Raw genomic sequence first — 24,698 nt, forward strand, 5'->3', positions numbered from 1 at the left:
CCGGGCGTTGCCGTTCCCGACGCCACCTTTGGCGGAGCAGGCGAGGATTGTGCAGGCGGCGCGAGATCGGCTGCGCATCACACAACAACAGATATCAGCCGTACGGACCTCGTTGGCTCGCCTGCCTGATCTCGAGCAGGAGCTGTTCGCTGCGGCCGTGGCCGGAGAACTCGCTCCTCAGGATCCCAACGATGAGCCGGCGTCGGCGCTCGCAATCAGGCTGGGCGGTCCGCCGCAGGCTGTGACCGCGGTGACGACGAAGAGCTCGGGAGGAAAGAATATGCCGCAACGTAAACCACGCCCATCGCGACAGGCGGAGCCAAGTCCTGATCTGACGTCCGTCCTCCGCGAGAATGGCGGGGTTCTTCCCTTGCCGGATCTGTTCGCATTAGCGGGATACAATCGCGACATGCCCGAGCATGTCGAACTTTTCTACCTCGCGCTTCGCGAGGGCATGAAAGGAAGCTTGCGGCTGAGAGGCGAGGCAACCGAGAACGCCGAAGTGGAGATCGTCGATGCGGCTTGAGAAGGTCAGGATCGGCTCCTTCAAAAACCTTCGTGACCTTAACGTCGTCTTCGACGAGCTCTCACCTTACACCGTCCTCGTTGGCGAAAACGGTGCCGGGAAGTCGAATCTGATCGAGGGCCTAGCGCTGGTCTTCCGCAACCTCGATCTCGATGTGGAGGCCCCCTTCGACTACGAGCTGCAATATGAGTGCCGTGACAACATCATATCGGTCAAGGCGAAGGCCGACCAGCATCCCAGCTTTCGGATAAGGCGGCCGGGCGAAGAGTCGTTCGCGGACTTATCCCGCAAGGCCTTCATGGCGGAGGACGCGGATGGGCGGCCTCGCCACCGGCCGGCGTTTGTGTTCGGCTATTACTCTGGGCCGAGTGATCGCCTAACGTCGATCTTCGAGAAGCATCGGGAGCGCTTTTACAGCTGGATCATCAAAGCGCCGGAGCAACGTGGGAAGGCGATCGCTGACCCGAATTCGCTGCGACGGCTGTTCTACGCCGAAACGCTGCACGGCCAGTTCGCCCTGATCGCCTTCTTCATGGAGGCGAGTGAGGCGTCGAAGGCCGACCGCGACTTCCTTCGCGACCACCTGCAAATCGAGGGTCTCGACAGTGTTCTGTTCGCTCTCAAGGAGCCGCCGTGGAAGCGCAAAGGCGGCGATCCGCGTTTCTGGAACGCCGTGGGCGAGGTTCAGCAGTTTCTTGCTTACCTTTACGACAAGGCACTGTTGCCGCTCCGTATGACGCGGCGAATTCCGATCGACTTGACCAAGAACCCGATCGTTCAGAGCTTATACCTGTTCCTCTCCAACACCGACGCGCTGGCCGAAGTTTACCGAACCTACGGCAACCAATATGCCTTCTTCACGGCATTGGAGAGCATGCACCTATCGAAAGTGCTCGGCGAGGTGCGCACTCGCGTCAAGATGACGCCGGAAGCTGGCGGCGGGAACGTGACCTACCGCGACTTGAGCGAGGGCGAACAGCAGTTGTTGCTCGTGCTCGGGCTTCTGAAATTTACCGCGAGGGATGAAGCTCTCTTCCTGCTCGATGAGCCGGACACCCATTTGAACCCCGCCTGGAGCACTCAGTATCTCAGTTTCCTCGACCGTTTCATCCGCGATCGGGACAGTTGCCATATTGTGATGTCGACGCATGATCCGTTGGTCTTCGCTGGATTGAAGCGCGAACAGGTGCGGATTTTTCGGCGTGACGAACAGGGGTGCGCCGTTGCTGACCCTCCTGACCAAGACCCGCGGGGCATGGGCGTCGCAGCTATTCTAACAAGCGATCTCTTCCGGCTGCGCACCACATTGGACCCCGAAACCCAGGCGGATCTTGATAAGCAACGCCTGTTGGCCATGAAGGAGAACCTCACTGATGACGATCAGGCCGAACTGGCGCGGCTGCGGGAGGTGCTGCGCGGGCGCGGTTTCGACCTGACGCAGCGCGATCCACTTTATCAGGAATTCCTGAAGGCCTGGACTGCCCAGGAGGACCCTCGCTGGCGCGAGACTGTGGAACTCACCCCTGAACAGCAGCAGGCGCGGAGCCGTTTAGCCGCTCGCATCGTCGAGGAGCTGCGTCGCGAGCAGGGCATGTCGTAACGCGATGCAGTACATTAATTTGGAAGATATCCTGCCCAACATCCGGCATCTGCTCGCCGATCTGCAAACGGCGCAAGACCTCATCATGGCCGAAGCCGACCCCCGCCGTCGGGCTGCGCTCATTGAGGCAAACCAGAACCGGTGGACTGCGTTGCGCGACGCCTTCGAGGGCGCGTCGGGCGGCAAATGCTGGTACACCGAGTGTGAGAGTCCTGGCGCGGACAACGACATCGACCATTTCCGGCCGAAGGGGAAGGTAAAAGAGGACCGGCGTCATCCCGGCTACTATTGGCTGGCCTTTGACTGGCGCAACATGCGGTTGAGCTGTCAGCGAGCGAACCGGCCACGGATTGCTCCGGGCGCCCGCGTTGCCGGCGGGAAATCGACCCATTTCCCGCTTCTCGCGACCGGTGTACGCGCAACCGAGCCAGGCGACGACATCCGTCTTGAGCATCCGGCTTTGCTGGATCCCACCGACCCCGGGGATCCGATTTTGCTGACGTTTTTACCGAACGGCGAGATCGATCTGTCTCCGCAGTATCGCGGAAATGCTGTCGCTGAAGCCAAGATCGCCGCCAGTCGATTGGGCCTGCACCTAAACTGGCCAAAGTTCGTGGAGGGCCGCATGACGCTCTACAACATTATTGAGCGCGACGTGGAGCGCGGCAAGCGAGAAGCGCCGAACGACTACCTTGGGATGCCGCAAGCCTCGCAAGCCTTCAAGGATGTGATCGGTGACCTCAAAAGGCGGCTGAACCCGAGGGCGCAGTACGCGGCTGCGGCCAAGGTCTACGTCGAATCGTTTCGTGATATTTGGTGGATTAACGACGTGGTGTTGAAGCTCTGATTATGGTGGGAACCCAGCAACGCGCCGATGGCGCACAGAACATTGTTCGTCGCCTCTGGCAGTATTGCAATATCCTGCGGGATGATGGCTTGTCTTACCCAGATTATGTCGAGCAGCTTACTTATCTGCTGTTTCTCAAGATGGCGGACGAGCAAGCGGGTGAGATGGTCCCAAAGGAGCTCTCGTGGGGCGTTCTTGCCAGCCTTGATGCGGTCGAGATGCACGCGCATTACACCCGTATTCTGCCCGCCCTCGGTGAGCTGGGAGGAATGCTGGGCCTGATTTTTGGCAACGCCAAAAACAAGATACGCGATCCCGCAAAACTGCGGCTCCTCATCGTTGATCTGATTGGCCAGACGGAGTGGACAGGCCTATCCGATGATCTGAAAGGGGACGCGTACGAGGGGCTGCTTGAGAAGAATGCACGCGACACCAAGAGCGGGGCAGGCCAGTATTTCACTCCGCGCCCCTTGATCGAGGCCGTTGTCGCTTGTGTGGATCCGCGTCTGGGCGAAGTCATCTGTGATCCAGCGTGCGGCACAGCCGGATTTTTGCTCGCGGCTCACGACTACCTCCGAGAGAATAATCCCGAAATGACGCCGCGGCAACGCAAACAGCTTGCCACCAAAGCGATCCGCGGGGTCGAACTCGTCGAAGAGGTTGCACGGTTAGCCACGATGAACCTGCTGCTGCATGGCGTCGGCGGCAATGCCGAAGATGAGCTGCCGATCGCGTGCGAGGACAGCCTGAAGGCACCACCAAAGATGCAGGTCGATGTGGTGCTTACGAATCCCCCCTTCGGCATCAAAGGCAGCGTGACCTATTCACAAGGGAAGTCGTCCCGGGTCGACGACAGCCTTACTATCGTTCGCCCCGACTTTTGGGTTCAGACCGCCAACAAGCAGTTGAACTTCATGCAGCACATCGTGGCGCTGCTGAAACCGGGCGGCCGTGCGGCGGTCGTCGTGCCAGACAATGTTCTCTTTGAGACCGGTGCCGCAGCATCGGTTCGCCGCCGCTTGGTTGAGACATGCCGGCTCCACACCATCCTGCGGCTTCCGCCGGGCCTGTTTTATGCCGCGGGCGTTAAGTCAAACGTCGTCTTTTTCGACAAGCCGGTTCGCGCCTCCGGCGGTCCTGCGGAATCGATCTGGGTCTATGACCTTCGGTCTGACAAGCGCTTTTCGCTCCGTACCAAGCCGCTGCAGGCTGAAGACCTTCGCGAATTCGTAACGCTGTTCAAATCGGATCATCGGGAAAGCGGCGATCGGCACCGGCAATTTGCGACGTCTCACGTCCTCGCGAACGCTGACTGCCGGCTCGATCTTACGTGGAGCGCGACTGGGGCGGCGCAACGCACGCCCGGCCTCGCTCGTCTCGATGAGCTGTCGGAGTTGGTCGCTGATGATCTCCGGCGGGCGCTGGAACTCATCACTAAGGCGAAGGCTTGAATAACGACCATCGCCTCGTTCCGCCTTTAGGTCCCCGAGTTTCGGCAGCATCGATGTCGCGGGTTATGCCGAAGCGATCGCGCAGGATCGTGCCTTCATCGACAGCGCAAACGGCAACTAGCCGGACGATCCGAAGCGGCTCGCCCATCGGATCGTCGCGCTTGCTGCGCAGTTTGAGCCGCCATCGCGGCTCGTGTTCGGTGACGCCCTGCAGTGGGCGGCGCAAAGCTCGAGTAATGCAGCAGGAGATTCTCCAATCCGCCAATGATAACTGACAGGTGAGGCCGATAACCGCTGTTGAAATGCCGGACTCAGCGAAGGCCAGCAATCCGGTATGCCGCGGAGCGGAGGAAAACGACATACATTGAACAGTTTAGCGGCGGCTGACGGTATAGTGGGGCGGAGGATGTAAGGGAACAGTCGTACCGGGGCGTACAGGCGGCGGGGGGTGCGAACGCGGTCAGGAGGGGAGTTGGCTTTCCGTGCGCCGCGATAGACCGCGAAGGATCAAATTCCGGAAACCAACCAAAAAGACCAGTGTTTTCAATAGCCGGTGTTTTTGACGGTGTGCCTGACGGTATAGAGAACGTCGGAAAATTTTTTTGCGCGCAATATCAATTGGTTATGGTACTAGGAAATAATCGAGTGGGAGTAGCGGTAAATTAATACCGCATTCGCCGGGTAAACTTGCGGCGACTGGCGCGCTCAGTCTGCTCCGTCGGGAACTCCGGTTGCGGCGACGTGTGAAGCGGCTGCGCCGGTCCTCAGCAGTCTACCGCGCAAACTCCGTGGCCAGCCGCCGAAGCGCCTGCGACATATGCTTCTCTACCGCGCTTCGCGAGATACCAAGCTGCTGGGCGGTTTCGGCGTGCGACAGGCCGTAAAACTTGTGCAGCCAGAACACGCGCTGGGTCCTATCGGGCAAATCCGTAATCACCTGAACCAACCGCTCAAGACGGAGGCGAGCGCCCACGGCGGCTTCAGCGTCCGGTATGTCGGCGATGTCGGCCCCGTGCAGGCTTACATGGCTGTCGCGCCGCCAGGCGGCGTCACGGACAGCCGCGCGGCGCCGGCTGCGCGCTCGGTCGACCAAGAGATTTGACGCTAGCCTGTATAGGTAGGCCGAGGAATTTTCGATCGGTTCGTGATCCACCCTTTGAACCTTGAGATAGAGGTCCTGCATCAGGTCCTCAACCTCTCCGTTCCCGCCGGCTCTGACGGCGAAGAAGCGACGCATGTCTTGGCGCCGAGCCAGATAGGCGAGGACGAGGGGCGGCGTCGACGGAGGGCGTGAAGCGGTCACGGCGTAGGGCGTTGGAAGAGCGGAAAGGAAGGGCGACGAGGGGGAGGGCGTCCCGTCATGCGCTCCAGCACGTCGGTCTCGCCGCCCCGGTCCGAAAGGCGATGCTTCAGCGCGCCGATGACGTGCAGAAGCGCCAGGCCCAGCAGCGTGTAGGCCAGGACCCTGTGCAGCCATTGAAAGACAGCGAAACCGGCGTTGCTCTTCGGCAGCAGTTCTGGAAGCGCCATGAACAGGAAGGGCACGCCGTCGCTGTCGATGTAGGAACTGGACATGGCGTAGCCCGTCAGGGGCACGATCACGGTCAGGACCAGCAACGCGCGATGGATCATGCGCGACAGGGTCGCCTCCCAGCGCGAGAGCCCGCGTGGCTCGCCGGGATAGGTCGAGCGCCCCCGCACGATCAGTGCGATGACGGCGATGATGAAGACCGTGACGCCCATTTGCTTGTGCACGGGGTAGAGCGCGAACTTGATCGGATCGGCGTCCGGCAAGGCGGTCATCCACCATCCAAGAGCAATCAGCCCAAGAACCAGCACCGCCCGCAACCAGTGCAGCCCCACCATGGCGAACGGATAGCGGCGGGGAGCCACCTCTTTGGCGAAAGTCATCGCAGGTCCTCTCTGGATTGCGGTCGGTCCAGTCCTCCGCCGAGTGCGGCGTAGAGCGCGACCATGGACGCGAGTTGGTCGTGCCTAAGCGACAGCAGGGTCTGACGCGCGGCGTAGTCGGCGCGTTGGGCGTCGAGCAGCTCAAGCCGCCCATCCAGGCCGGAGCGATATCGCAGGCTCGACAGATGCAGACGACGGCTGGCCGCGTCGGCCGCCCCCTTCTGCACATGAGCCTGGTTGGCGAAGGTGGCCTGAGCGGCCAGTCCGTCGGCGACTTCGCGGAAAGCGACCTGGATCTGCCGCTCATAGGCCGCGACGGCGATCGACTTGCGCGCCTCGGTCAAGGCCAGGCCGCCCCGCAACTGACCATTTCGGAAGATGGGCTGAGTGATCTGCGGCGCGAACGACCAGGCTCTGCTCGCAGGGTTGAACAGTGCGCCCAGGTCCGTGCTGGCCCCACCGAACGCGCCGCTCAAGCTGATGCGGGGCAGGAAGGCGGCGCGTGCGGCGCCGACATTTGCGTTGGCGGCGCGCAGCATGTGTTCAGCCTGCGCGATGTCCGGTCGCAGGACGAGCAGATCGGCGGGAAGGCCGGGCTCCAACTGGGTGGGAAGCGGCTGATCGGCCAGGGAAATCGCAGTCGGTAACGAGGCAGGAACTGGCCCGCCGACTACGAGTTCAAGCGCATTGCGCGCCTGGGCCAGCGCGCGTCGGCCAGCTTCGCGATCGGCTTCGGCTTGACGCACCAAACCCTCGGCCTGGGCGACGTCGAGGCCGCTCGCCTGCGAGGCAGACTTGAGCCGTTGAGCGATGTCGAACGATGCGCGCCAGTCCGCCAGGGTGGCTTCGGTCAGTGTTAGTTGCTCCGCCGCCAGCCGCTCGTCGAGATAGGCGGTCGCGACGGCTGAGATCAGGGCGATCCGAGCGGCGCGCGCACCGGTTTCGCTGGCCAAGTAGCGCTCGTAGGCGGCGCTGGACTCCGCTCGGAGGCGACCGAAAAGGTCCAGTTCGAAGGCCGTCAGCCCCAGATTGACGGAGTAGGTGTCTGACCGACCTTGCGTTGGGGAGCGCTCCCGGGTTTGCGAAAGACCGACGTCGAGACTTGGTCCCAAGGGGCTGCGTGCGATGCGACGTTCGGCGCGGGCGGCTTCGACATTCAATAGGGCGGTCCGAAGATCTCGGCTCTGGTCCAGCGCCAGACTGATCAGCGCTTGCAACCGGGGATCGCCATAAACCTGACGCCAGGCCAAAGACCTCGCGGTCGGCATGTCTGCCGCAACGCCGCCTTCAACGACCGGATAGGCTGGCGCTACGGGCGCTGCAGGCAAGTCCAGGCGCGGCGTGGTGGAGCAGGCGGCCAGCAGCGCCGCGCCGCCGAGGATAAGGGAGCGCATGATCAGACCTCCGCCGCCGAGACGGATTTGCGATGTCCGGCCAAGCGCTCCGCCGCGCCGACGACCAAGACGAAGAAGACAGGAACCAGGACGATCGTCAGCAGGGTGCCGGTGATCATCCCGCCGAACACGCCGGTGCCGATGGCGTGCTGGGTCTCCGCGGCCGCGCCCGAGGCGATCACCAGGGGAACGACGCCTAAGGCGAAGGCCAAGCTCGTCATCAGGATGGGACGCAGGCGAAGCTTTGCGGCGTGGATGGCGGCTTCAGCGAGCCCCATGCCCTCGGCGCGTCGGGCCTTGGCGAACTCAACGATCAGGATGGCGTTTTTCGCCGACAGGCCGATGATCGTGATCAGCCCGACCTTGAAGAAGACGTCGTTGGGCAGGCCGCGCAGCAGGACGGCGGCCAAGGCGCCGATCAGACCGAGCGGGATGGCCAGCATCACCGACAATGGGATCGACCAGCTTTCGTAGAGCGCTGCCAGAACCAGGAACACGACCAGCATCGACAGGACGAGCAGGGCGGGGGCCTGGGCGCCGGCGAGCTTCTCCTGCAACGATTGCCCTGTCCACGCGACCGCGTAGCCCCGGGGGAGCTGGGCCGCCAGTCGCTCCATCTCGGCCATGGCCTGACCGCTTGAGACGCCCGGCGCGGGTGATCCGGTGAGACGGACCGACGGATAGCCGTTGAAGCGCGTCATCTGGGCGGGCGCCTTGGTCCAGACCGGCGTCACCACCTCGGACAGCGCGACCATTCCGCCGGACTCGTTGCGGACGTAGAGCTTCAGCACGTCGCCGAGCTGCATCCGGAATGGCGCGTCCGCCTGGACGATCACCTGCTGTAGACGGCCGGCGTTGACGAAGTCGTTGACGTAGCTTGAGCCCAAAGCGGTCGACAGCGTGTCGCCGATCGCCGCAAAGGAGACTCCCAGGGCCTGGGCTTTCTGTCGGTCGATATCCAGCCGCACCGTCGAACCCGGCGGAAGGCCGTCGGGATAGACGCCCGTCACCAGCTTGCTCTGGGCGGCGAGCTCGAGCAGCTGCGTCTGGGCCTTAAGAAGAGCCTCGGGCCCGCGGTTGGCGTGGTCCTGCAGCGCCAGGGTGAAGCCGGACGAACTCCCCAGTTCGTCAATGGATGGCGGCATCATTGACATGATCTCACCCTCGCGCTGGACCTTCATGGCCTCGGTCGCGGCCTTGACTTCGCTGGCGCTGGTCGCGCCATCGCGCTTTTTCCAGTCCTTGAGCATCGTGAAGACCAGAGCCGCGTTGGGACCTTGACCTGAGAAGCTGAAGCCGGTGACGGCCTGGGTCGTCTCGATCGCGGGCCTGGTGCGGGCGTAGTGCTCGAAGCGCGCGACGGCTTCGCTGGTGCGCTGGGCCGTCGCGTCGGCCGGCAGCTGGAAAGAGGTCAAGAAGTAGCCTTGGTCTTCCTCAGGCAGGAAGGCCGAGGGCAGCACCAGGAAGGCGCCCGCCGTGACGGCGACGACCACGCCGAAAGCGGCCATCGCGCGTCCGCTGCGGCGCACCACCTTGCCAAGCAGGCGCTCGTAGCCCTCGGTAAGGCGGTCGAAGCGTTGGTCGAACCACGCAAAGAAGCCCGTCTTGGGCGCGTGGCCGTCGATCGGCTTCAGCAAGCTCGCGCACAGGGCCGGAGTCAGTGACAAGGCCAGGAAGGCCGAAAACAGGATCGAGACGGCCATCGACAGCGTGAACTGACGATAGATCGCGCCGACCGAACCGTCGGCCAGGGCCATCGGGATGAACACGGCCGCGAGGACGGCGGTGATACCGATGATCGCGCCGGTCATCTCCGACATCGCCTTGCGGGTGGCGTCCTTGGGCGAGAGACCTTCGGTCGCCATGATCCGCTCGACCGCCTCGACCACGACGATGGCGTCATCGACGATGATGCCGATCGCCAGCACCATGCCGAACATGGTCAGCACGTTGATCGAAAAGCCAGCCGCCAGCATCACCGTGAACGTTCCCAGCAGGGCGATCGGTGCGACGATGGCGGGGATCAGCGTGTAGCGGACCTTCTGCAGGAACAGGAACATCACCAGGAACACCAGCGCCATGGCCTCGGCCAGGGTCTGGACGACCTTCTCGATCGACACGCGAACGAACGGCGCTGTGTTGAAGGGGATGGCCAGCTGCATGCCGGGCGGCGCGGACTTTTGCAGCTCGTCGAGCCGGGCCTGGATCGCCGCGGCGGTCCGGACGGCATTGCCGCCGGGCGATAGCTGGACGCCCAGCGCCGTCGCCGGCTGACCATTCTCACGGGTGGCGAAGCTAAAATTGGCTGAGTTCAGCTCGATGCGCGCCACATCGCCCAGCGTGACGCGCGCGCCCGAGGTATTGGCGCGCAGCACGATGGCCTTGAACTGCTCGATGGTCTGCAATTGGCCGTCGGCGGTCAGCGGGATCGTCACACGCTGGTCCTTGACCGTTGGTTCGCCGCCCAGGGCGCCAGGCGCCAGCTGCTGGTTCTGAGCCGCGATCGCCGCCGTGACGTCGCTCAGCGCCAGATTGAAGCCCGTGAGCTTGTGCGGGTCGATCCAGATCCGCATGGCGCGCTCAGAGCCGAACATCTGCACGCGGCCGACGCCCGGGACACGCTTCAGTTCATCGGCGATGTTGCGGACCATGTAGTCGCTGAGCGCGACCTCGTCGTCGCGCCCGTCGACGCTGCGCAGGCTGACCATCATCAGGAAGTTGGACGCGGCGCTTTCGACGCTGACGCCAGTCTGGCGCACGGTCTGAGGCAAGCGCGGCTCGATCGTCTTCAGGCGGTTCTGGACGTCGACCTGGGCTAGCTCCGGGTTCGTGCCGGGCTTGAAGGTGGCTGTGATCGAGGCCGAGCCAGAGGTGTCGGTCGTGGACTCGAAATAGAGCAGGTTCTTGACGCTGGAGAGCTCGCGCTCGATCAGGCCGACGACCGAGTCGTTCATGGCCTGGGGCGTGGCGCCGGGATAGCTGGCGTAGATGCTGACCGTTGGCGGCGCCACGACGGGGTAGCGCGCCACGGGCAGGCGAGGGATCGCCAACAGGCCGGCCAGGATGATCGCGATAGCGATAACCCAGGCGAAGATCGGGCGCTCGACGAAAAACTTCGGCATGGGGCTAGCGCGCTCCCATCCGGAACGGGACGGTCTTGACTCGGGTCCCGGCCGCAACGCGGTCCTGCCCTTCGACGATGACGCGCTCGCCGGCCTTCAGGCCTTGGGTCACGACATAGCGGCCGTCCACCACGTCCCCGACTTCGACGGGGCGGGTCTCGACGACGCCCTTGGCGTTCACCAGGCTGACGAGCGGCTTGCCGCCGCTGTCGCGGAGCACCGCCTGTTGCGGCGTCAGGACCGCGCCCTGGATCGGCGCGCGTGGCAGACGGGCGCGGACGAACATGCCCGGCAGAAGCGTGCGATCAGGATTGTCGATCTGAACCCGCGCGATGGCGTCGCCGGTCGCTGGATCCACCGTGACGCCAGAGAACAAGAGCTTGCCTTTGCGCGGGTAGGCCACGCCGGAGGGGGACAGGATCTCGACGTCGTGGCCCGCGCCGCCGCCCGCCAGGGCGCGCAGCGCTTCTAGGCGCGCGGAGGGTTGTCGGACATCGACATAGACCCGGTCGATCTGTTGGACGGTGGCCATGGGACCCGCGCCACCAACGGCGACGAGGGCGCCTTCCGTAACCAGCGCCTCGCCAATTCGCCCGGAAATCGGGGCTCTCACGGTCGCGAAGCTGAGCTCGACGCCGCGGCGGCGGAGGGTCGCGCGCGCCTCGGCCAGGTCTGCCTCCGCCTGAGCCTTGGCCGACACCGCGTCATCATAGCTCTGACGACTGATTGCGTCGGCCTCGACCAATGGCGCCAAGCGCGAGACCTGGGCCTTGGCGCGGTCGGCGACCGCGATCGCGCGCAAGAGCGCGGCTTGCGCGCCGGCCGCTTCGGCTTGGTAGGCGGCGGGATCGATCTGGAACAGGGGCTGGCCTGCTTGGACCTCGCCGCCCTGCGTGAAGTACCGCCGGGTCACCACGCCCGAGACCTGCGGACGGATCTCGGCGGTTCGGAAGGCCACGACGCGAGCGGGCAGGTCGTCCATCGGCGCGACCGTCGCGAGCTCGGCGACCGCCACGGCCACTTCTGGCGGCGATGGGGCGGAGGCCACTTGCGTCTGGCCACAAGCGGCGAGCGAAGCGGCGCTCAGCAACAGCGCTGCGACGATCCGGGGGCGATGGCGGTCCATGAAACAAGGGCTCCCAAGCCCCGCCTTCCGGGGCGCCACAGCCTATGCCCGAGCCCGGTTGCGCGACTGTGGAGCCAATGTTGCGAGTTTGTGGAGGGTCCTGGCGCAGACCGCAGAAGGGTGTTTAGTGCCATGATTAGCGCCCGAGCTAGCCTGTGAGACCCTATGAACGCGCTGGTTCTGATCGTTGAAGACGAACGCGAGATCGCGGAAATCCTCGTCGGCTATCTGGAGCGCGAAGGGTTCAGGACTGTCACGGCCCGTGATGGCCAGACGGCGGTCGAGCTGCATCAGGCGCTGCGGCCTGACATCGTCCTGCTCGACGTCGGGCTGCCCAGGCTGGACGGGTGGGAGGTCCTGGCTCAGCTGCGCCGGCGTGGCGCGACGCCCGTGATCATGTTGACAGCCCTGGACCAGGATCTGGACAAGCTGCAGGCGCTGCGGATTGGCGCCGACGACTATGTCGTCAAGCCCTTCAATCCGCTTGAGGTCGCCGCCCGCGCCAAGGCCGTGCTGCGCCGCGCGTCAGGCCGGGACGCCGCCTCGGTGGCGCGAGCCGGACCGCTTGACGTCGATCCCGTCAATCACACCGCGACGGTGAACGCGCCCGACGGCCCGCGGCGGCTGACCCTGACCCTGACCGAGTTCCGCTTATTGCTGCACATGGCCCAGGCGCCGATGCGTCTCTATACGCGCGCCGAGTTGCTGGACGCCTGCCTGTCGGGCGGAGACGCTCTGGAGCGGACCGTCGACAGCCATCTTAGCAAACTGCGCAAGAAGCTCGAAGCCGCCGGAGCGCCGGGCATGCTCGGCAATGTCCGAGGTCTCGGCTATCGCCTGCTGGGGGACCAATGAAAGCACAGAGCCTTTCGCAGCGCCTGAACCTTGCTGTCGTCGGCATCACCCTGGCGACCTTGATCCTCAGTCTGATTTTTATAGCCTTCGCCTACGGGCTCCTTTTCCAGTTCGCCCCAAAGCTGGTGTCGGCCGAGGACGCGATCCTGCCGGCGCCCGTGGAATGGGGGATGTACTCAGTCTGCATCGTGCTGGGCAGCATCGCGGCCAGCGTGGTGGCGACGCGGGTCGCGCGAAGGATGGTCGAGCCGCTCGAGGCCTTGGCCGAGGCCGCTCGCAAGATCTCCGGAGGGGACCTGGCGGCGCGGGCGAACTTGACCGCTCGGGCCCCGACCGAAGCCAGTCAGATGATCGCCGACTTCAACGCCATGGCCGATCGGCTTGAGAAAGCCGTCGATGACATCGTCACCTGGAACAGCCTGATCGCCCACGAATTGCGGACCCCGGTCACGATCCTCAAGGGACGGCTTCAGGGGCTCGCCGAGGGGGTCTTTCGGCCCGAGCCGGCGCTTCTGCTATCCCTTCATCAACAGGCGGACGCACTGGCGCGTCTTGTCGAGGACCTGCGAGTTGTCAGCCTACTCGACAGCGGCCGCCTGCAACTGCGGCCTGTCGAGATCGATCTGGCCTCCGAGATCGAGGGACTTGCCCGTCTGGTCGAGCGCGACCTCGACAAGGCTGGCTTTGGCCTGCGCATGGCCCTCACCAGCGATCGCTGCGTCGCCGATCCAGTCCGCTTGCGGCAAGCGGTGCTGGCTCTCGTCGACAACGCGCTGAAGTATGCCGAACCCTGCGTCCTGGAAATCGCCACGCGCGTCGATGACGCGGATGTCGCCATCAGCGTCATTGATGCGGGGCCTGGCATGCCGGAGAGCCTCACCGCTCGAGCTTTCGAGCCGTTCCGACGCGGAGACGACGTCGACATGAAGTCTGGGTCGGGCCTGGGCCTCGCCGTTGTGCGCGGCATCGCCGAGGCTCATGGCGGGCACGTAAGCTATGAGCGCCGCGATGGCCGTTCGGCTTTCACGATCACGCTGCCGAGGAAACCTTCACCAAGATGATCGAAAATCGGTTTTGGATTGAATGATGGGGCGTGAGCGGCGCGTCTATCGCGCCTGTTCGCTGAAGAAGCGCCGCGCTTCCTCCAGAAAGGCTGCGGCTAAGCGGTTCATCGGCGCCAGGGCTGAGGTCATGAACGCATATTCGTGCAGGATCTGAGGCCGGAAGACGCGGATCGCGACGCCGGGACGTGCGAAGTTGTCGGCCAGCAGGGCATTGACGACCGCCACGCCGAGACCGCCAGCGGCCAAGGCGCATGCGGAGCCGACCGTATGCGTCTCGACGCGGACCTCTGGGCGGACGCCGCGCTCGCGGAAAGCGTCATCGATCTGTCGCCGCGTCCACGTGCCGGCGCCGAGCAGCACCAAGGGCTCGCCGCGCAGCAGTTCAGGCGTAAGAACCTCGTGCGCGGCGAGCGGATGAGCATCGGGCAGGACGCAGACCGTTTCGCTGGTCGAAAGCGTGACCGTGGAAATGTCACTGCGCTCAAGCGGCAGCTTCACGAAACCGCAGTCCACCGTGCGATTGGCCACCATCGCCCGAGCAGTCTCGGTGCTGCGCGACTCGATGGCGATCCGGACCTTCGGAAACTTGGCCATGAAGCGCGGCAGGATTGTCGACAGCACGCTCTCGGATAGGCTTGGCGGGGCTACGATCTTCAGAAGGCCCGTGTTGAAGGCGGCGATATCGCGGGCCAGGGCGTCGACCCGCTCCAGGCCGCCGAAGGCCAAGTCGATCTCGTCATAGATGATCAGGGCCTCGGGCGTGGGGCTAAGTCGACCGCGTTCGCGATAGAAGAGCTCGAAGCCGACCTCTTGCTCCAACTGTGCGATCAGCCGACTGACTGCGGGCTGTGTCAGGCCCATGCGGCCAGCGGCGGCCGTGGCCGAACCGCTCAGCATGGTCTCCCGAAAAGCTTCCAGGCTCCGCAGGTTCAGCTTCATTCGGGCTCTCGGACTAGCGCTTGATGATCGGCAGAAGCAGGCGTGATGGCCGCCGCGCATCCATATAGACCCGATTTCGCGCGCGCCGAGGCGTAAAGCCATACCCCTCGGGTTCGTCCGTGTTTGGATTGACGTCGAAGTGCGGGAAGTTGCTCGACGCCACGTCCAACCGGATGCGGTGGCCTCTGACGAACCGGTTGGCCGTGGGGAAGGCTTGGACCTCGATGAAGTAGATTTCGCCGGGGGTCATCCAGGTCTCGCGGTCGAAGCCCTCGCGGTAGCGTGCGCGCAGGATGCCGTGAGACAAGTTCATGGCGAAGCCTTCAGGATAGTCCTCGGACGGCGGATGGACATCGATCAGCTTGATCGTAAAGTCGGTGTCGACGCAGTCGGAACTGACAAAGAGACGTGCGCAGATCGGGCCGATCACTTCGATATCGGACTCCAGCGGCGGTGTTTCGAAGACCAGCACGTCTTCACGATCCCGCAGCGCTTGATACGGGGGTTTGCAGCCAAAGATGTGTTTCGCCTCGCGCTGGTCGTAGGCGCCGGGCTCCATCAGCGGCGCACCCGAAGCGATCGCGCCGCCGATCGTGGGGACAGGGTTTAGCGGGTCATGCACGTACTCGCGGAAGGCTTCCTCCGTCGCCTGCGGCCCAGTTGTCAGGGCGCCTGCGGTGGAGAGGAAATAGTCCGTCAGCGATGCGTCTATTGGCGGCCATGAGGTCTCGCTGCGCCAATGCCCGCCATGGTCCAGCCGCCCCTCAGGCGTCTTACGTCCGGATCCTCCGCCCATGACGAACAAACTCACAGGCGGTAGCGGGTCTTTGGCGCCGTCGCGCGGCTTCAGCCAGGCGTCGAACCAAGCGAGTCTCAAGGCGACGTAGTTCTCGGCCAAGGCCCCGTCCAGAGTCGCTTCGGCGCCGAAGTCGACATCTCCGGCGTGGGTGACCGAGCGTTGGCCGTGGGTCCAGGGTCCCAGGATCAGCTTCACCGGTGAATGTTTACGGGCTGCCAGGCTGGCGAAGTTCTCCGTCGCGGTGACGGAGTAGGGATCGTACCAGCTGCTCATGTGCACCATCGGCACGTCTGCGTAGCTGTCATAGCCACCGCGGGCGTAGATGCCGTTCTGGGTCCAGTAGGGGCCGAACAGGCCGTTGCGCCACTGTTCAAGCAGATACTTCTCGTACTCCGGTGCGGCGCTGAGAGGCGAGTGACCCTCGGACCAGGGCATCTGCTTGAACCACGCCTTCAGGTCCTGCGCCTCCAGCGCGGCGAGGCGGGCGGGATTGCGCTGAGTTTCCGGACTGAGCAGCGCGTGCTTGTACGCCCAGGTGGCCTGCTTCAACTCGAAGGCGCCGCCCTGGCGAATACCGGAGTGATAGGCGCTGGAGAATCCGCCGGAATCCAGGAACATGGCGGCCAGGGCCGGGGGCGCAAGGCAAGCCGCAGCGCTTTGGACATGGGCGCTGTACGACAGGCCGTAGGTCGCCACCCGACCGTCGCACCAGGGTTGATCGGCGAGCCAGGCGATCGTGTCGTAACCGTCTGGACCTTCGCTCAGATATTTCTCGAACACCCCTTCGGAGGCGTAGCGGCCTCGGCAGTCCTGGATGGCGACGACGTAGCCGCCTCGGACGAACGCCACCGCCAGTTCGGGTTTCGATTTGGGGATCGGATCGATGCGCGTTCGGTCACCGTGGTTCGTACCCAACTTGTCGTAAGGGGTGCGCTCAAGCAGCACGGGCAACGGCGTTGCGATCGGCGCGCCCGCGACGGCGGGGCGATAGATGTCCATGGCCAGTCGAACGCCGTCGCGCATGGTCACCATGACGTCGCGCGTCACGTGCACGTCGGCGGGGGGCGCGAAGGTGTGGCCGACGTCAGGCGGGTCGATCAGATGGGCGGGGTTCAAAACCGGTCCTCGGCGTCGGACGGCGACCCGGAGGCCGCCGTCCAATCCAGTCTAGAACTTCGCCGACACGCGGACGTAACCGAACCGGCCGCGCGCGTCGTAGGTGTAGATGTCATAGTTGATCGGAGCGTTGGCGTAGGACGCCGGTGGCGCCTTGTCGAAGATGTTGCTGATCCCGACGCTGATCGACGTGTCGTAACGTCCGAACTGATAGCCGCCTTCCAGATCGTTGTAGAAGATCGCCTTGGTCTTGGCCTCCTTCACGGTGTTGGCGACATCCGTGGTCGAGCCGATGTAACGCCCGCGCCACAGAGCGTTCCAGGATCCGCCGGTCCAGCTGAACGAGGCCTGGCCCTTCCAATGCGGATAGGTCGAGCGCGGCTGGTCGCCCTTGCCGGCCCGTTCGTCGACGATCGGCGCGCCGCCCGCTGGATTGGGGCTCGTGGTCTTGAAGCTCTCAAGATACGAGGCGTCGACAACGGCGGCGAACTTGCCCGCGTCATTGCTGAAGTCGTAGCGCAGCGTGGTGTCGACGCCCGAGGTCTTGATCTCGGCGAGGTTCAGCACCCCTTGCAGCAGGTTGGTGATCGCGCCCGTCGAAGCGTCGCGGGTGACCAGATTACAGAACACGCCGCCGCGCTGGGCGCAAAGGCTGAGGATCTGCGTGGCGGACTGGCTCGAGATCGCGTCGCGGACTGTGATCTCGTACCAGTCGACCGTCAGGCTGAGGCCAGGCGCGAAGCGCGGCTTGATGGCGACGCCGGCGCTGTAGGTGTCGGCGGTTTCGGCCTTGAGCTTGGTGTTTCCCGAGATGGTGCCCGGGATCAGGCCGTTCAGGTTGTAGTTGATCTGGTTATAGCCGGTGGGCACGCCGACGCAGCCGGGCAGGCTGGCGTTGGCGGTCGCGCCGCCATTGCAGGGGTCCGTGCCCTGGAAGCTGGTCTGGCGCCCCCCTTGGAAGAGCTCCAGGATCGACGGCGCGCGGAAGCCCTGCGCGTAGGTGCCGCGCACCAGGATGTCCTCGATCGGACGCCAGCCCACGCCCACCTTAACGGTGCTGTCGCCGCCGACGGTGTCGTAGTCCGAATAGCGGGCGGCCAAGCTGATATCGAGCGTCTTGGCCAAAGCCACGTCCTTCAGCAGCGGGATGGCCGCTTCGGCGTAGATTTCGTTCAGGCTGTACTGGCCGACGGTGCCGATCCGGGTCTGCGCGGTCGTGGTGGTGTTGCTGGCGAACGCCGCTCCGGAGGCTGGGGTCGGGATATTGGTCGGCAGGGCGTTGACGAAGGGATCGGGGCTGTCGGAGGCCTTGTTCTTGCGGTGCTCGACGCCGGCGGCGATCGCCAACGGACCGGCGGGTAGTTGGAAGAGTTCGCCGGTGATATTGGCCGTGAAGTCGTAGATTTCCGTCTGGTTCGACTCGCGCGCGGTGAAGCGGATGTAGTCCGCCTGCGCGGCCGTCATGGGCGAGAACAGGTTGATCGCCACGCAGCCCGACGTCGTCGCGCAGTTGGGGCCTAGGCCGAGAGCGAGCCGATCATAGTTCACGCCGTTCAGCGCCTGGGTGTCGATCTTGTTCTTGGAATAGAGGCCGTAGACGTCCCAGCTCCACTCGCGGCCGAACAGGTTCAGTTCGCCGTCGAAGCCGCCGGCGATGCGCCAGGTCTTCACGTCCTGGATGTTGTCGCGGTTGCCAACCTCGGTCATCACCTTGCGAATGCGCCAGGCCGAGTTGGCGGCGAAGGCCAGAGCATTGGCGGCTGGAACCCCGTTGGCCGTGCCGAAGGGGTTGAACGGCTGATTGTTCGGGATCGCGAAACCCCGGATCGTGCCAGCCGAGCCACCGATGTCCAGGAGGACCGGTGAGAATAGCTGGTCGGACTTGCGCGCGTTGAACAGGCCCTCGAGCTTGAAGCGGACGCTGTCGCTGAGGTCCGTAGTCCACCGAGCATAGATCCCGTAACGTTCGCTCGGACCGGCCGAATAGATGCCTTGGGCCTGGGTGTTGTAGTAGTCGCCCGGCAGGGCTGCCGGGTGATAGGCGTTGTCGGCCAGAGCGCCAGCGCCGATGGTCCCTCCGGCGTTGAAGGCGATCGGGCTGGCCGAGGAGGCGAAGCCGGTCGGCGTACCGAAGAAGGCGTTGTTGGACAGACCCGGCAGGATGTAGAGCCCGTTCGGGCTGGTGCCGGGCGCCGTCACCGGGACCAGGGTCACCCGGGTCAGATCCCGCGACGTGGTCAGGATCGGCTTGTCCTTGACGTAGCTGGCCGAGATCAGGATCGCGCTCTTGTCGAAGCGTTTGCCGAAATTGGCGATCGCCGAATAGGACTGGCCGTCGCCATGCGTCGTGCCGCCGTACTTCGCCGTGAGCTTGAGGCCGTCGAAGTCGCGCGCCGTCTTGATGTTCACCACGCCGGCGATGGCGTCAGAGCCGTAGATCGCCGACGCGCCGTCCTTGAGCACTTCGACGCCTTCGATCATGCCCAGCGGCATGGTGTTAAGATCCACGAAGTCGCGGAAGCCGCGTTGGCCGACGCCATCGACCCAGCGATGGCCGTCGACCAGCACCAGTACGCGGTTGCCGCTGCCCTCGGCGCCGCCAAGGTAGCGCAGGTTGATCGAGCTGGCGCCGTAGGAGGTGCCCTGGGTTCCGTTGCTGCTGAGGCTGACACCGGCCGCAGGCAGCTTCTGCAACAGTTCGCCCACTGAGCCGGCGCCGGAATTCTTCAAGTCCTGCTCGGTGATCGTGGTGACGACGCCCACGGCGTCGGCGTCCTTACGCTGAATGCGCGAACCGACGACGATGATCTCTTCGACGGCGTCAGAGGCCTGGACGGCGGGCGCTGCGGCGGACTGGGCGAACGCAGGCGTGGCCAGGGCCCCGGCCAGCAGGGCGGCGTAGGCGGTTCCGACGCGCAGCGCGCGCAGGTTCAGTACGGGCATAGGATGAAGTCCCCTCGTCATGGCTCGTTCGGCGAGGCTCTGTCGGCCTGCTCCCCTTGGATTTTGGAAGCCTAGGGGCGGGCGGTTTTGGCGCGCAACGCTATTGGTTCGGCGCATCACCCTATGCGTTGAGGGCATAGTCGCCGACCGATGATCGCTGAAATGCATGACGCCGTCGCCTGGAGGACAGGCGACGGCGAAAGCTGTGCTTGGACGATTTACTGGCTAGCGGGGCGTGGTGGTGTGAATGGCGGCCGACGAGAGGTAGGTGCTCGGCGCGCCCGGTCCGACGGGAAGGCTCAGTCCAACCCAGGTCAGGACGAGCAGCATTCCCGCCAACGCGAAGCCGATCGTGTAGGGCAGCATCAGCGCCACCATCGAGCCCACGCCAAAACGCGGGCGCCACTTCTGCGCCAGGATCAGCACCAACGGGAAGTTCGAGGCCAACGGTGTGACGATGTTGAAGATCGAGTCGCCCATCCGATAGGCGGCGGTTGTCATCTCGGGCGACACGCCCAGCAGCATCAGCATGGGCACGACGATCGGCGCCATGGCGCTCCACTTCGCGGACGCGGAGCCGATCAGGAGGTCGAGAAAGGACGACATGATCAGCAGTGAGAGCAGCAAGAGCGGCTTGGGCAGACCAAGTCCCCGCAGCGCTTCGGCGCCTTGTACTGCCATTACGGGGCCCATCTTGGACCAGGCGAACATCGCCACGAAATGGGCGGCGAAGAAGGCCAGCACCAGATAGGGCGCCATGGCGCGCATGCCCTCAGCCATCATCGCCACGATATCGCGATGCGACTTCACCGTGCCGGTCGCCGAGCCGTAGGCCCAGCCTGTCGCCAGGAACAGCAGCATGAAGGCGGCGATGAGGGATTGGTAGAAGGGGGTCATGCGCTTGGCCCCGACGGCCTCGTGATCCAGCAACGGCGCGCCGGGCCAGAGCGTCAGGACCGCGAAAAGACCGATCACGATCAAGGCCGCCACGGCCGCTCGACGCAGTCCCTTCTTTTGCGCCTCGCCGATCGCGTCTAGGGCAAGGTCGGGCGCCGCCGCTGCGGTGTCAGCGCGGGTCCAGGCACCCAAACGCGGCTCCACCACGCGGTCGGTCACCCACCAGGCGATCGGCGTGAACAGGGTTCCAATGGCCAGGGTGAACCACCAATTGCCCAGCGGGTTCATCACGAAGTTCGGATCAATCAACTGGGCCGCCGGCGCGGTGATGCCCAGGATCAGCACGTCGAACTGGCCAGGCAGCATATTGCCGGCGAAGGCGCCGGAGATGCCGGCATAGGCGATGGCGATTCCCGCGAGCGGATGGCGTCCGGCCTCAGCATAGATCAGCGCCGCCATCGGGATCAGCACCACATAGGCCGCGTCGGCCGCATGGTGGGACATGACCCCGATCACGAAGATCGCCGGGCTGAGAATGGCCTTGGGCAGCTTGCGGATCGCATCGCCGAGCAGGGCGCCGAACAGTCCCGATCGTTCGGCCACCGCCGCTCCCAGCATGACCACCAGCACCAGACCGAGCGGCGGAAACTTGGTCATGGTCTCGGGCATGTCGACGAACAGCTTCGCCAGGTTCTCGCGCGAGAGGAGGCTTTCGGCCTCAAGGTGCTTGCCTGTGACGGGGTTCACCGCGCTCCAGCCCAGCGTCGAGGCGATGACGGAGGCGGCCACCAGCACGGCGATACAGCCGATGAAGATGAAGACCGGATCTGGCAGGGCGTCGCCGACGCGTTCAATACGATCCAGAAGGCGTCGCCAGCCGCGCCCACCCGTGCTCTGCGGCTCGGTGCTCTCGTTCATCTAGGCCCCCCATAGCGTCCCGAGACCCTGGCAGCGCCCTTGACCGCCGACAACGGTATAGCCGCCGATCATCAAGCCATACGGCGCGCGCATGATGTGGTTGAGGTTTGGCCGTTCGGCTTAATGTCTCCGACGAAAAAGCTTTGGGGGCTGTGATGGATCGACGGGGCCTATTGCTTGGGGCGCTGGCCTTGACCGCGACGCCGGCGGTCGCAAAGCCAGGTCGCGTCCGTCTGGCGTTGCTTGGCCAAGCCTTGATCGAACATGCTCTGCCGGAGGAACAGTGGCCGGGCCGGCGAGCAGTCGCGCGCGAACTCGCCAAGGCCGACCTTGGCTTCACCAATCTCGAGACCGTCGTCAAGGGACCGCGTGCGGGCGCGCCGACGCGCGAGGCCCTGACCCTGCATACGGCCCAGCCGGCGGTGCTCGACGCGCTCAAGGCGATGAACATCCGCCTGCTGGCCACCGCGAACAACCACGCCTTCGATCTAGGAAGCGGCGGCATCCTGGATACGGTCGACGCGATCGAGCGGGCCGGCCTGATATCGGCAGGGTCGGGGGCCGACCTCGCGCGCGCCGCCGCGCCCGCCTTTGCCCGGACGGCGGGCGGGTCCGTCGCCCTCGTCGCCTTCGCGACCGGCAAGGTTCGGGAGGGCGGCGCTGCGACGAATTCGCGCCCTGGGGTCAACGAACTGCGCCGCGACTCGTCGGGCCTCCCGCGTGAGCAAGACGCCGGGCGGGTATTGACCGCCATCGCCGAAGCCAGGCGGCGCGCCGAGGTCGTCATCGCCTATCAGCACAATCACGACTGGGAGCCGAACCAGGCCGACGTACCGGCTTGGCAGAGAGCGTTCGCGCGTCGATGCGTCGAGGTTGGCGCCTCGGTGTTCGTCGGGCATGGCGCGCCCCTGTTGCAGGGGATCGAGATCCATGATGGCGCACCGCTCTTCTTTGGACTTGGCAACTTCGTCTTCCAGACCGAGAAGCCGCCGGGCGCCTACGCCGCCGAATGCTGGGAAAGCGTCATCGTGCAGGCCTCGTTCGAGCGCGGGCGTTGCCAGGCTTTCGAACTGACGCCGATCGTAATGAACGAGATCGGACTGGGTGGCTCTGAAGACATGGCCACGCGCGGCATGCCGGCCTTGGCGTCGCCCACGCAGGCGCGGGCCATCCTGGATCGCGTGAATGCGCGCTCCGCGGGTTTGGGCTCAACGGCGTTCGCGGTGCGCGGGTCTCGCGCGGTCTGGACCGCTCCCATCAAGGGGTGAACCGCCCTCGCTTGCGGCGATGCGCGGGCTGGTCAATCCTGCCCGCCTTGCCGGCCAAATAACGCCGGCTCCACGGAGTAGGGCGGATGACGATCAAGCCGATCATGGGTCTGGCGAGCTTTGCGTTCGGCATGGGGCTCATTAGCGCCGCCGCCTCGGCTCAGACCCGTCCCGAAGACACCGAAGTGTGGAAACCGGTCCCTGCGGTGGTGACGCCGGCGTCAGCGCCGGGCGCAGCGCCGTCCGACGCGATCATCCTGTTCGACGGCCGCGACCTGGATCAATGGGTCACGGCGGCCGACAAGTCTCCGGCGGGCTGGGCCGTCGCCGACGGGGTGATCACCGTCGACAAGGCGCGGGGCAATATCGAGACCAAGCGGACGTTCCGCGACTATCAGCTTCACTTGGAATGGCGCATTCCCGCTGATATCGCCGGGTCTGGCCAGGGACGCGGCAACAGCGGCGTGTTCCTGGCGTCGACCGGCTCACGCGATCAGGGCTACGAGGTTCAGATCCTCGACAGCTATCAGAGCGCCACCTACGTGAACGGCCAAGCCGGAGCGGTCTACAAGCAGCATCCTCCGCTCGCCAACGCCAACCGCAAGCCGGGCGAGTGGCAGACCTACGACATCATCTGGCGCGCGCCGCTGTTCGCGGCGGATGGGGCGCTGGCGACGCCCGCCTCAGTGACGGTGCTGCATAACGGCGTACTGGTACAGGACAACGCGATCCTCGCGGGCGAGACCGTCTATATCGGCAAGCCGGCCTACAAGGCTCACGGCCCATCGCCGATCAAGCTGCAGGCGCACGGCGACCCCAGCGCGCCGATCAGCTTTCGGAACATCTGGGTGCGAGAGCTGGCGCCGCGCTAGCTCAGCGGCGCGGCAGTGCTGTTCCTGACCACCAGCTGGTGGGGTAGGGTGATGTTCTGCAGCGCGGTGGATCGTCCGGCGAGAATGTCGAGCAGCAGTCGGACGACCTCATGGCCGATCTGCTCCTTGGGCTGGCGCACTGTCGTAAGCTGCGGGTGCAGGTACTGGGCGAAGCGGATGTCGTCGAAGCCGACCAGCGAGATGTCGCGCGGGCAGTCCAGGCCGCGCTGACGGATCGCCTCCATGGCGCCCATGGCCATCTCGTCGCTGAAGCAGAAGATCGCCGTCGGCCGACCGGGTTCGTCCAGCAGTTCGCCGGTTTGCCGGACGCCGGACTCGATCGAGAAGTCGCCAATGGCGATACGTAGGGCGCTGGCGCGTCCATGTCGCTGGGCGGCCGACAGCACGCCCGCAAGACGGTCGCTGCTGATGGGGCTGGCCAGCGGGCCCGTGACGACGCCAACCCGGACGTGGCCTAGGCCATAGAGGTGGTCCATGACCTCGGCGGCGGCGCGCTCGTTGTCGATGTGGGCGCTGGAGACCGCCAGTCCCGGGCGAAACTCGCAGCCATTGACGATGGGCGTGCGTGGACCCTTGGCGGCGACCATCTCGGCCAGGATATCCGGCAGGCGATGCCCCAGGAAAATCAGGCCGTCGGCTTCCTTGCGCCGGAACATCAGCGCGTATTGCTCTTCGCGCGCTTCTTCGTGGCGCGTGTCGCCCAGCAGCACTGAGTAACCGGCCGCCAGGGCGGCTTCCTCGACGCCGCGGATCACGGCCGAGAAGAAGGGGTTGGAGATGTCGGGCACCGTGACCAGGATCTTCTCGGTCCGCAGGGTGCGAAGGCTCTTGGCCGCGAAATTGGGCTCGTAGCCCAGGCGATGAACGGCCTCCATCACCTTCTGGCGCGTCGGCTCCAGCACCAGTTCGGGCGCGCTGAAGACCCGCGAAACGGTTGCGGTCGAGACCCCGGCTTCACGGGCGACATCTTGAATGGTGGCCATTGGCCGGACACTGGCGGCTCGCTGAAAGCTTGGCAAGGGCGGTGAA

The 24,698-nt window shown here is 64.9% G+C and carries 18 protein-coding genes; 8 read left to right on the plus strand and 10 right to left on the minus strand.

Features of this window, described 5'->3' with window-relative positions; translation table 11 throughout:
* Nucleotides 1-7 precede the first annotated feature (7 nt).
* Genes CSW63_RS11425 through CSW63_RS11440 form a run of 4 tightly spaced genes read left to right on the plus strand, consistent with a single transcriptional unit; the run spans nt 8 to nt 4,424 of the window.
* Nucleotides 8-526: a hypothetical protein gene (locus CSW63_RS11425; RefSeq protein WP_127846964.1), complete on the plus strand. Its 519-nt coding sequence runs from the start codon at nt 8-10 to the stop codon at nt 524-526.
* Nucleotides 516-2,126, plus strand: a complete 1,611-nt coding sequence (locus CSW63_RS11430; RefSeq protein WP_099503634.1) for an AAA family ATPase — start codon at nt 516-518, stop codon at nt 2,124-2,126. The genes CSW63_RS11425 and CSW63_RS11430 overlap by 11 nt, the downstream gene beginning before the upstream one ends.
* A gap of 19 nt (nt 2,127-2,145) precedes the next feature.
* Complete coding sequence (locus tag CSW63_RS11435; protein ID WP_127846965.1) at nt 2,146-2,973, plus strand: hypothetical protein; 828 nt, start codon at nt 2,146-2,148, stop codon at nt 2,971-2,973.
* A 2-nt stretch (nt 2,974-2,975) separates the two neighbouring features.
* Entirely contained in the window at nt 2,976-4,424 is a 1,449-nt protein-coding gene (locus tag CSW63_RS11440) for an N-6 DNA methylase (protein ID WP_099503630.1), read from the plus strand.
* A 772-nt stretch (nt 4,425-5,196) separates the two neighbouring features.
* Here CSW63_RS11440 and CSW63_RS11445 read toward each other — a convergent pair.
* The 5 genes from CSW63_RS11445 to CSW63_RS11465 form a co-directional block, all read right to left on the minus strand.
* Entirely contained in the window at nt 5,197-5,661 is a 465-nt protein-coding gene (locus CSW63_RS11445) for an RNA polymerase sigma factor (RefSeq protein ID WP_231737367.1), read from the minus strand.
* 62 nt (nt 5,662-5,723) lie between these two features.
* Nucleotides 5,724-6,335, minus strand: a complete 612-nt coding sequence (locus CSW63_RS23770; protein ID WP_062094827.1) for a cytochrome b — start codon at nt 6,333-6,335, stop codon at nt 5,724-5,726.
* On the minus strand, nt 6,332-7,729 hold the full coding sequence (locus CSW63_RS11455) for an efflux transporter outer membrane subunit (protein WP_062094825.1): 1,398 nt from the start codon (nt 7,727-7,729) through the stop codon (nt 6,332-6,334). The genes CSW63_RS23770 and CSW63_RS11455 overlap by 4 nt, the downstream gene beginning before the upstream one ends.
* A 2-nt stretch (nt 7,730-7,731) precedes the next feature.
* Nucleotides 7,732-10,851, minus strand: coding sequence for a multidrug efflux RND transporter permease subunit (locus CSW63_RS11460; RefSeq protein ID WP_099503628.1), 3,120 nt, complete (start codon nt 10,849-10,851; stop codon nt 7,732-7,734).
* A gap of 4 nt (nt 10,852-10,855) precedes the next feature.
* Nucleotides 10,856-11,977: an efflux RND transporter periplasmic adaptor subunit gene (locus CSW63_RS11465; protein ID WP_099503626.1), complete on the minus strand. Its 1,122-nt coding sequence runs from the start codon at nt 11,975-11,977 to the stop codon at nt 10,856-10,858.
* Between the two features lie 165 nt (nt 11,978-12,142).
* Between CSW63_RS11465 and CSW63_RS11470 the strand changes: the two genes are divergently transcribed.
* On the plus strand, nt 12,143-12,832 hold the full coding sequence (locus tag CSW63_RS11470) for a response regulator (RefSeq protein ID WP_099503624.1): 690 nt from the start codon (nt 12,143-12,145) through the stop codon (nt 12,830-12,832).
* Complete coding sequence (locus CSW63_RS11475; protein WP_099503622.1) at nt 12,829-13,893, plus strand: HAMP domain-containing sensor histidine kinase; 1,065 nt, start codon at nt 12,829-12,831, stop codon at nt 13,891-13,893. The genes CSW63_RS11470 and CSW63_RS11475 overlap by 4 nt, the downstream gene beginning before the upstream one ends.
* A gap of 45 nt (nt 13,894-13,938) precedes the next feature.
* Here the strand turns inward: CSW63_RS11475 and CSW63_RS11480 are convergent, their stop codons facing one another.
* The 4 genes from CSW63_RS11480 to CSW63_RS11495 form a co-directional block, all read right to left on the minus strand.
* Nucleotides 13,939-14,835, minus strand: coding sequence for a LysR family transcriptional regulator (locus CSW63_RS11480; RefSeq protein ID WP_099503620.1), 897 nt, complete (start codon nt 14,833-14,835; stop codon nt 13,939-13,941).
* Nucleotides 14,836-14,848: 13 nt separating this feature from the next.
* Nucleotides 14,849-16,666 (minus strand): CocE/NonD family hydrolase, encoded by a 1,818-nt coding sequence (locus tag CSW63_RS11485; RefSeq protein ID WP_246842057.1) that lies wholly within the window; start codon nt 16,664-16,666, stop codon nt 14,849-14,851.
* A gap of 135 nt (nt 16,667-16,801) precedes the next feature.
* Entirely contained in the window at nt 16,802-19,714 is a 2,913-nt protein-coding gene (locus CSW63_RS11490; protein ID WP_099503618.1) for a TonB-dependent receptor, read from the minus strand.
* A gap of 204 nt (nt 19,715-19,918) precedes the next feature.
* Complete coding sequence (locus CSW63_RS11495) at nt 19,919-21,508, minus strand: AbgT family transporter (RefSeq protein WP_127846966.1); 1,590 nt, start codon at nt 21,506-21,508, stop codon at nt 19,919-19,921.
* Between the two features lie 143 nt (nt 21,509-21,651).
* Between CSW63_RS11495 and CSW63_RS11500 the strand changes: the two genes are divergently transcribed.
* Together CSW63_RS11500 and CSW63_RS11505 are read left to right on the plus strand one after the other, a co-directional pair.
* Nucleotides 21,652-22,776, plus strand: coding sequence for a CapA family protein (locus CSW63_RS11500; RefSeq protein WP_099503616.1), 1,125 nt, complete (start codon nt 21,652-21,654; stop codon nt 22,774-22,776).
* 86 nt (nt 22,777-22,862) lie between these two features.
* Nucleotides 22,863-23,648 (plus strand): DUF1080 domain-containing protein, encoded by a 786-nt coding sequence (locus CSW63_RS11505; protein WP_099503614.1) that lies wholly within the window; start codon nt 22,863-22,865, stop codon nt 23,646-23,648.
* Here CSW63_RS11505 and CSW63_RS11510 read toward each other — a convergent pair.
* Complete coding sequence (locus CSW63_RS11510; protein WP_099503612.1) at nt 23,645-24,652, minus strand: LacI family DNA-binding transcriptional regulator; 1,008 nt, start codon at nt 24,650-24,652, stop codon at nt 23,645-23,647. The genes CSW63_RS11505 and CSW63_RS11510 overlap by 4 nt on opposite strands.
* Nucleotides 24,653-24,698: the final 46 nt, after the last annotated feature.

This window comes from Caulobacter sp. FWC26, from assembly GCF_002742645.2.
Lineage (GTDB): Bacteria > Pseudomonadota > Alphaproteobacteria > Caulobacterales > Caulobacteraceae > Caulobacter.

Coding starts and splice junctions, on each gene's coding strand:
- CSW63_RS11430 (WP_099503634.1), top strand. CDS start 516: ATGCGGCTTGAGAAGGTCAGGATCGGCTCCTTCAAAAACCTTCGTGAC.
- CSW63_RS11440 (WP_099503630.1), top strand. CDS start 2,976: ATGGTGGGAACCCAGCAACGCGCCGATGGCGCACAGAACATTGTTCGT.
- CSW63_RS11445 (WP_231737367.1), bottom strand. CDS start 5,661: ATGCGTCGCTTCTTCGCCGTCAGAGCCGGCGGGAACGGAGAGGTTGAG.
- CSW63_RS23770 (WP_062094827.1), bottom strand. CDS start 6,335: ATGACTTTCGCCAAAGAGGTGGCTCCCCGCCGCTATCCGTTCGCCATG.
- CSW63_RS11455 (WP_062094825.1), bottom strand. CDS start 7,729: ATGCGCTCCCTTATCCTCGGCGGCGCGGCGCTGCTGGCCGCCTGCTCC.
- CSW63_RS11460 (WP_099503628.1), bottom strand. CDS start 10,851: ATGCCGAAGTTTTTCGTCGAGCGCCCGATCTTCGCCTGGGTTATCGCT.
- CSW63_RS11465 (WP_099503626.1), bottom strand. CDS start 11,977: ATGGACCGCCATCGCCCCCGGATCGTCGCAGCGCTGTTGCTGAGCGCC.
- CSW63_RS11470 (WP_099503624.1), top strand. CDS start 12,143: ATGAACGCGCTGGTTCTGATCGTTGAAGACGAACGCGAGATCGCGGAA.
- CSW63_RS11475 (WP_099503622.1), top strand. CDS start 12,829: ATGAAAGCACAGAGCCTTTCGCAGCGCCTGAACCTTGCTGTCGTCGGC.
- CSW63_RS11480 (WP_099503620.1), bottom strand. CDS start 14,835: ATGAAGCTGAACCTGCGGAGCCTGGAAGCTTTTCGGGAGACCATGCTG.
- CSW63_RS11485 (WP_246842057.1), bottom strand. CDS start 16,666: ATGGTGACCATGCGCGACGGCGTTCGACTGGCCATGGACATCTATCGC.
- CSW63_RS11490 (WP_099503618.1), bottom strand. CDS start 19,714: ATGACGAGGGGACTTCATCCTATGCCCGTACTGAACCTGCGCGCGCTG.
- CSW63_RS11495 (WP_127846966.1), bottom strand. CDS start 21,508: ATGAACGAGAGCACCGAGCCGCAGAGCACGGGTGGGCGCGGCTGGCGA.
- CSW63_RS11505 (WP_099503614.1), top strand. CDS start 22,863: ATGACGATCAAGCCGATCATGGGTCTGGCGAGCTTTGCGTTCGGCATG.
- CSW63_RS11510 (WP_099503612.1), bottom strand. CDS start 24,652: ATGGCCACCATTCAAGATGTCGCCCGTGAAGCCGGGGTCTCGACCGCA.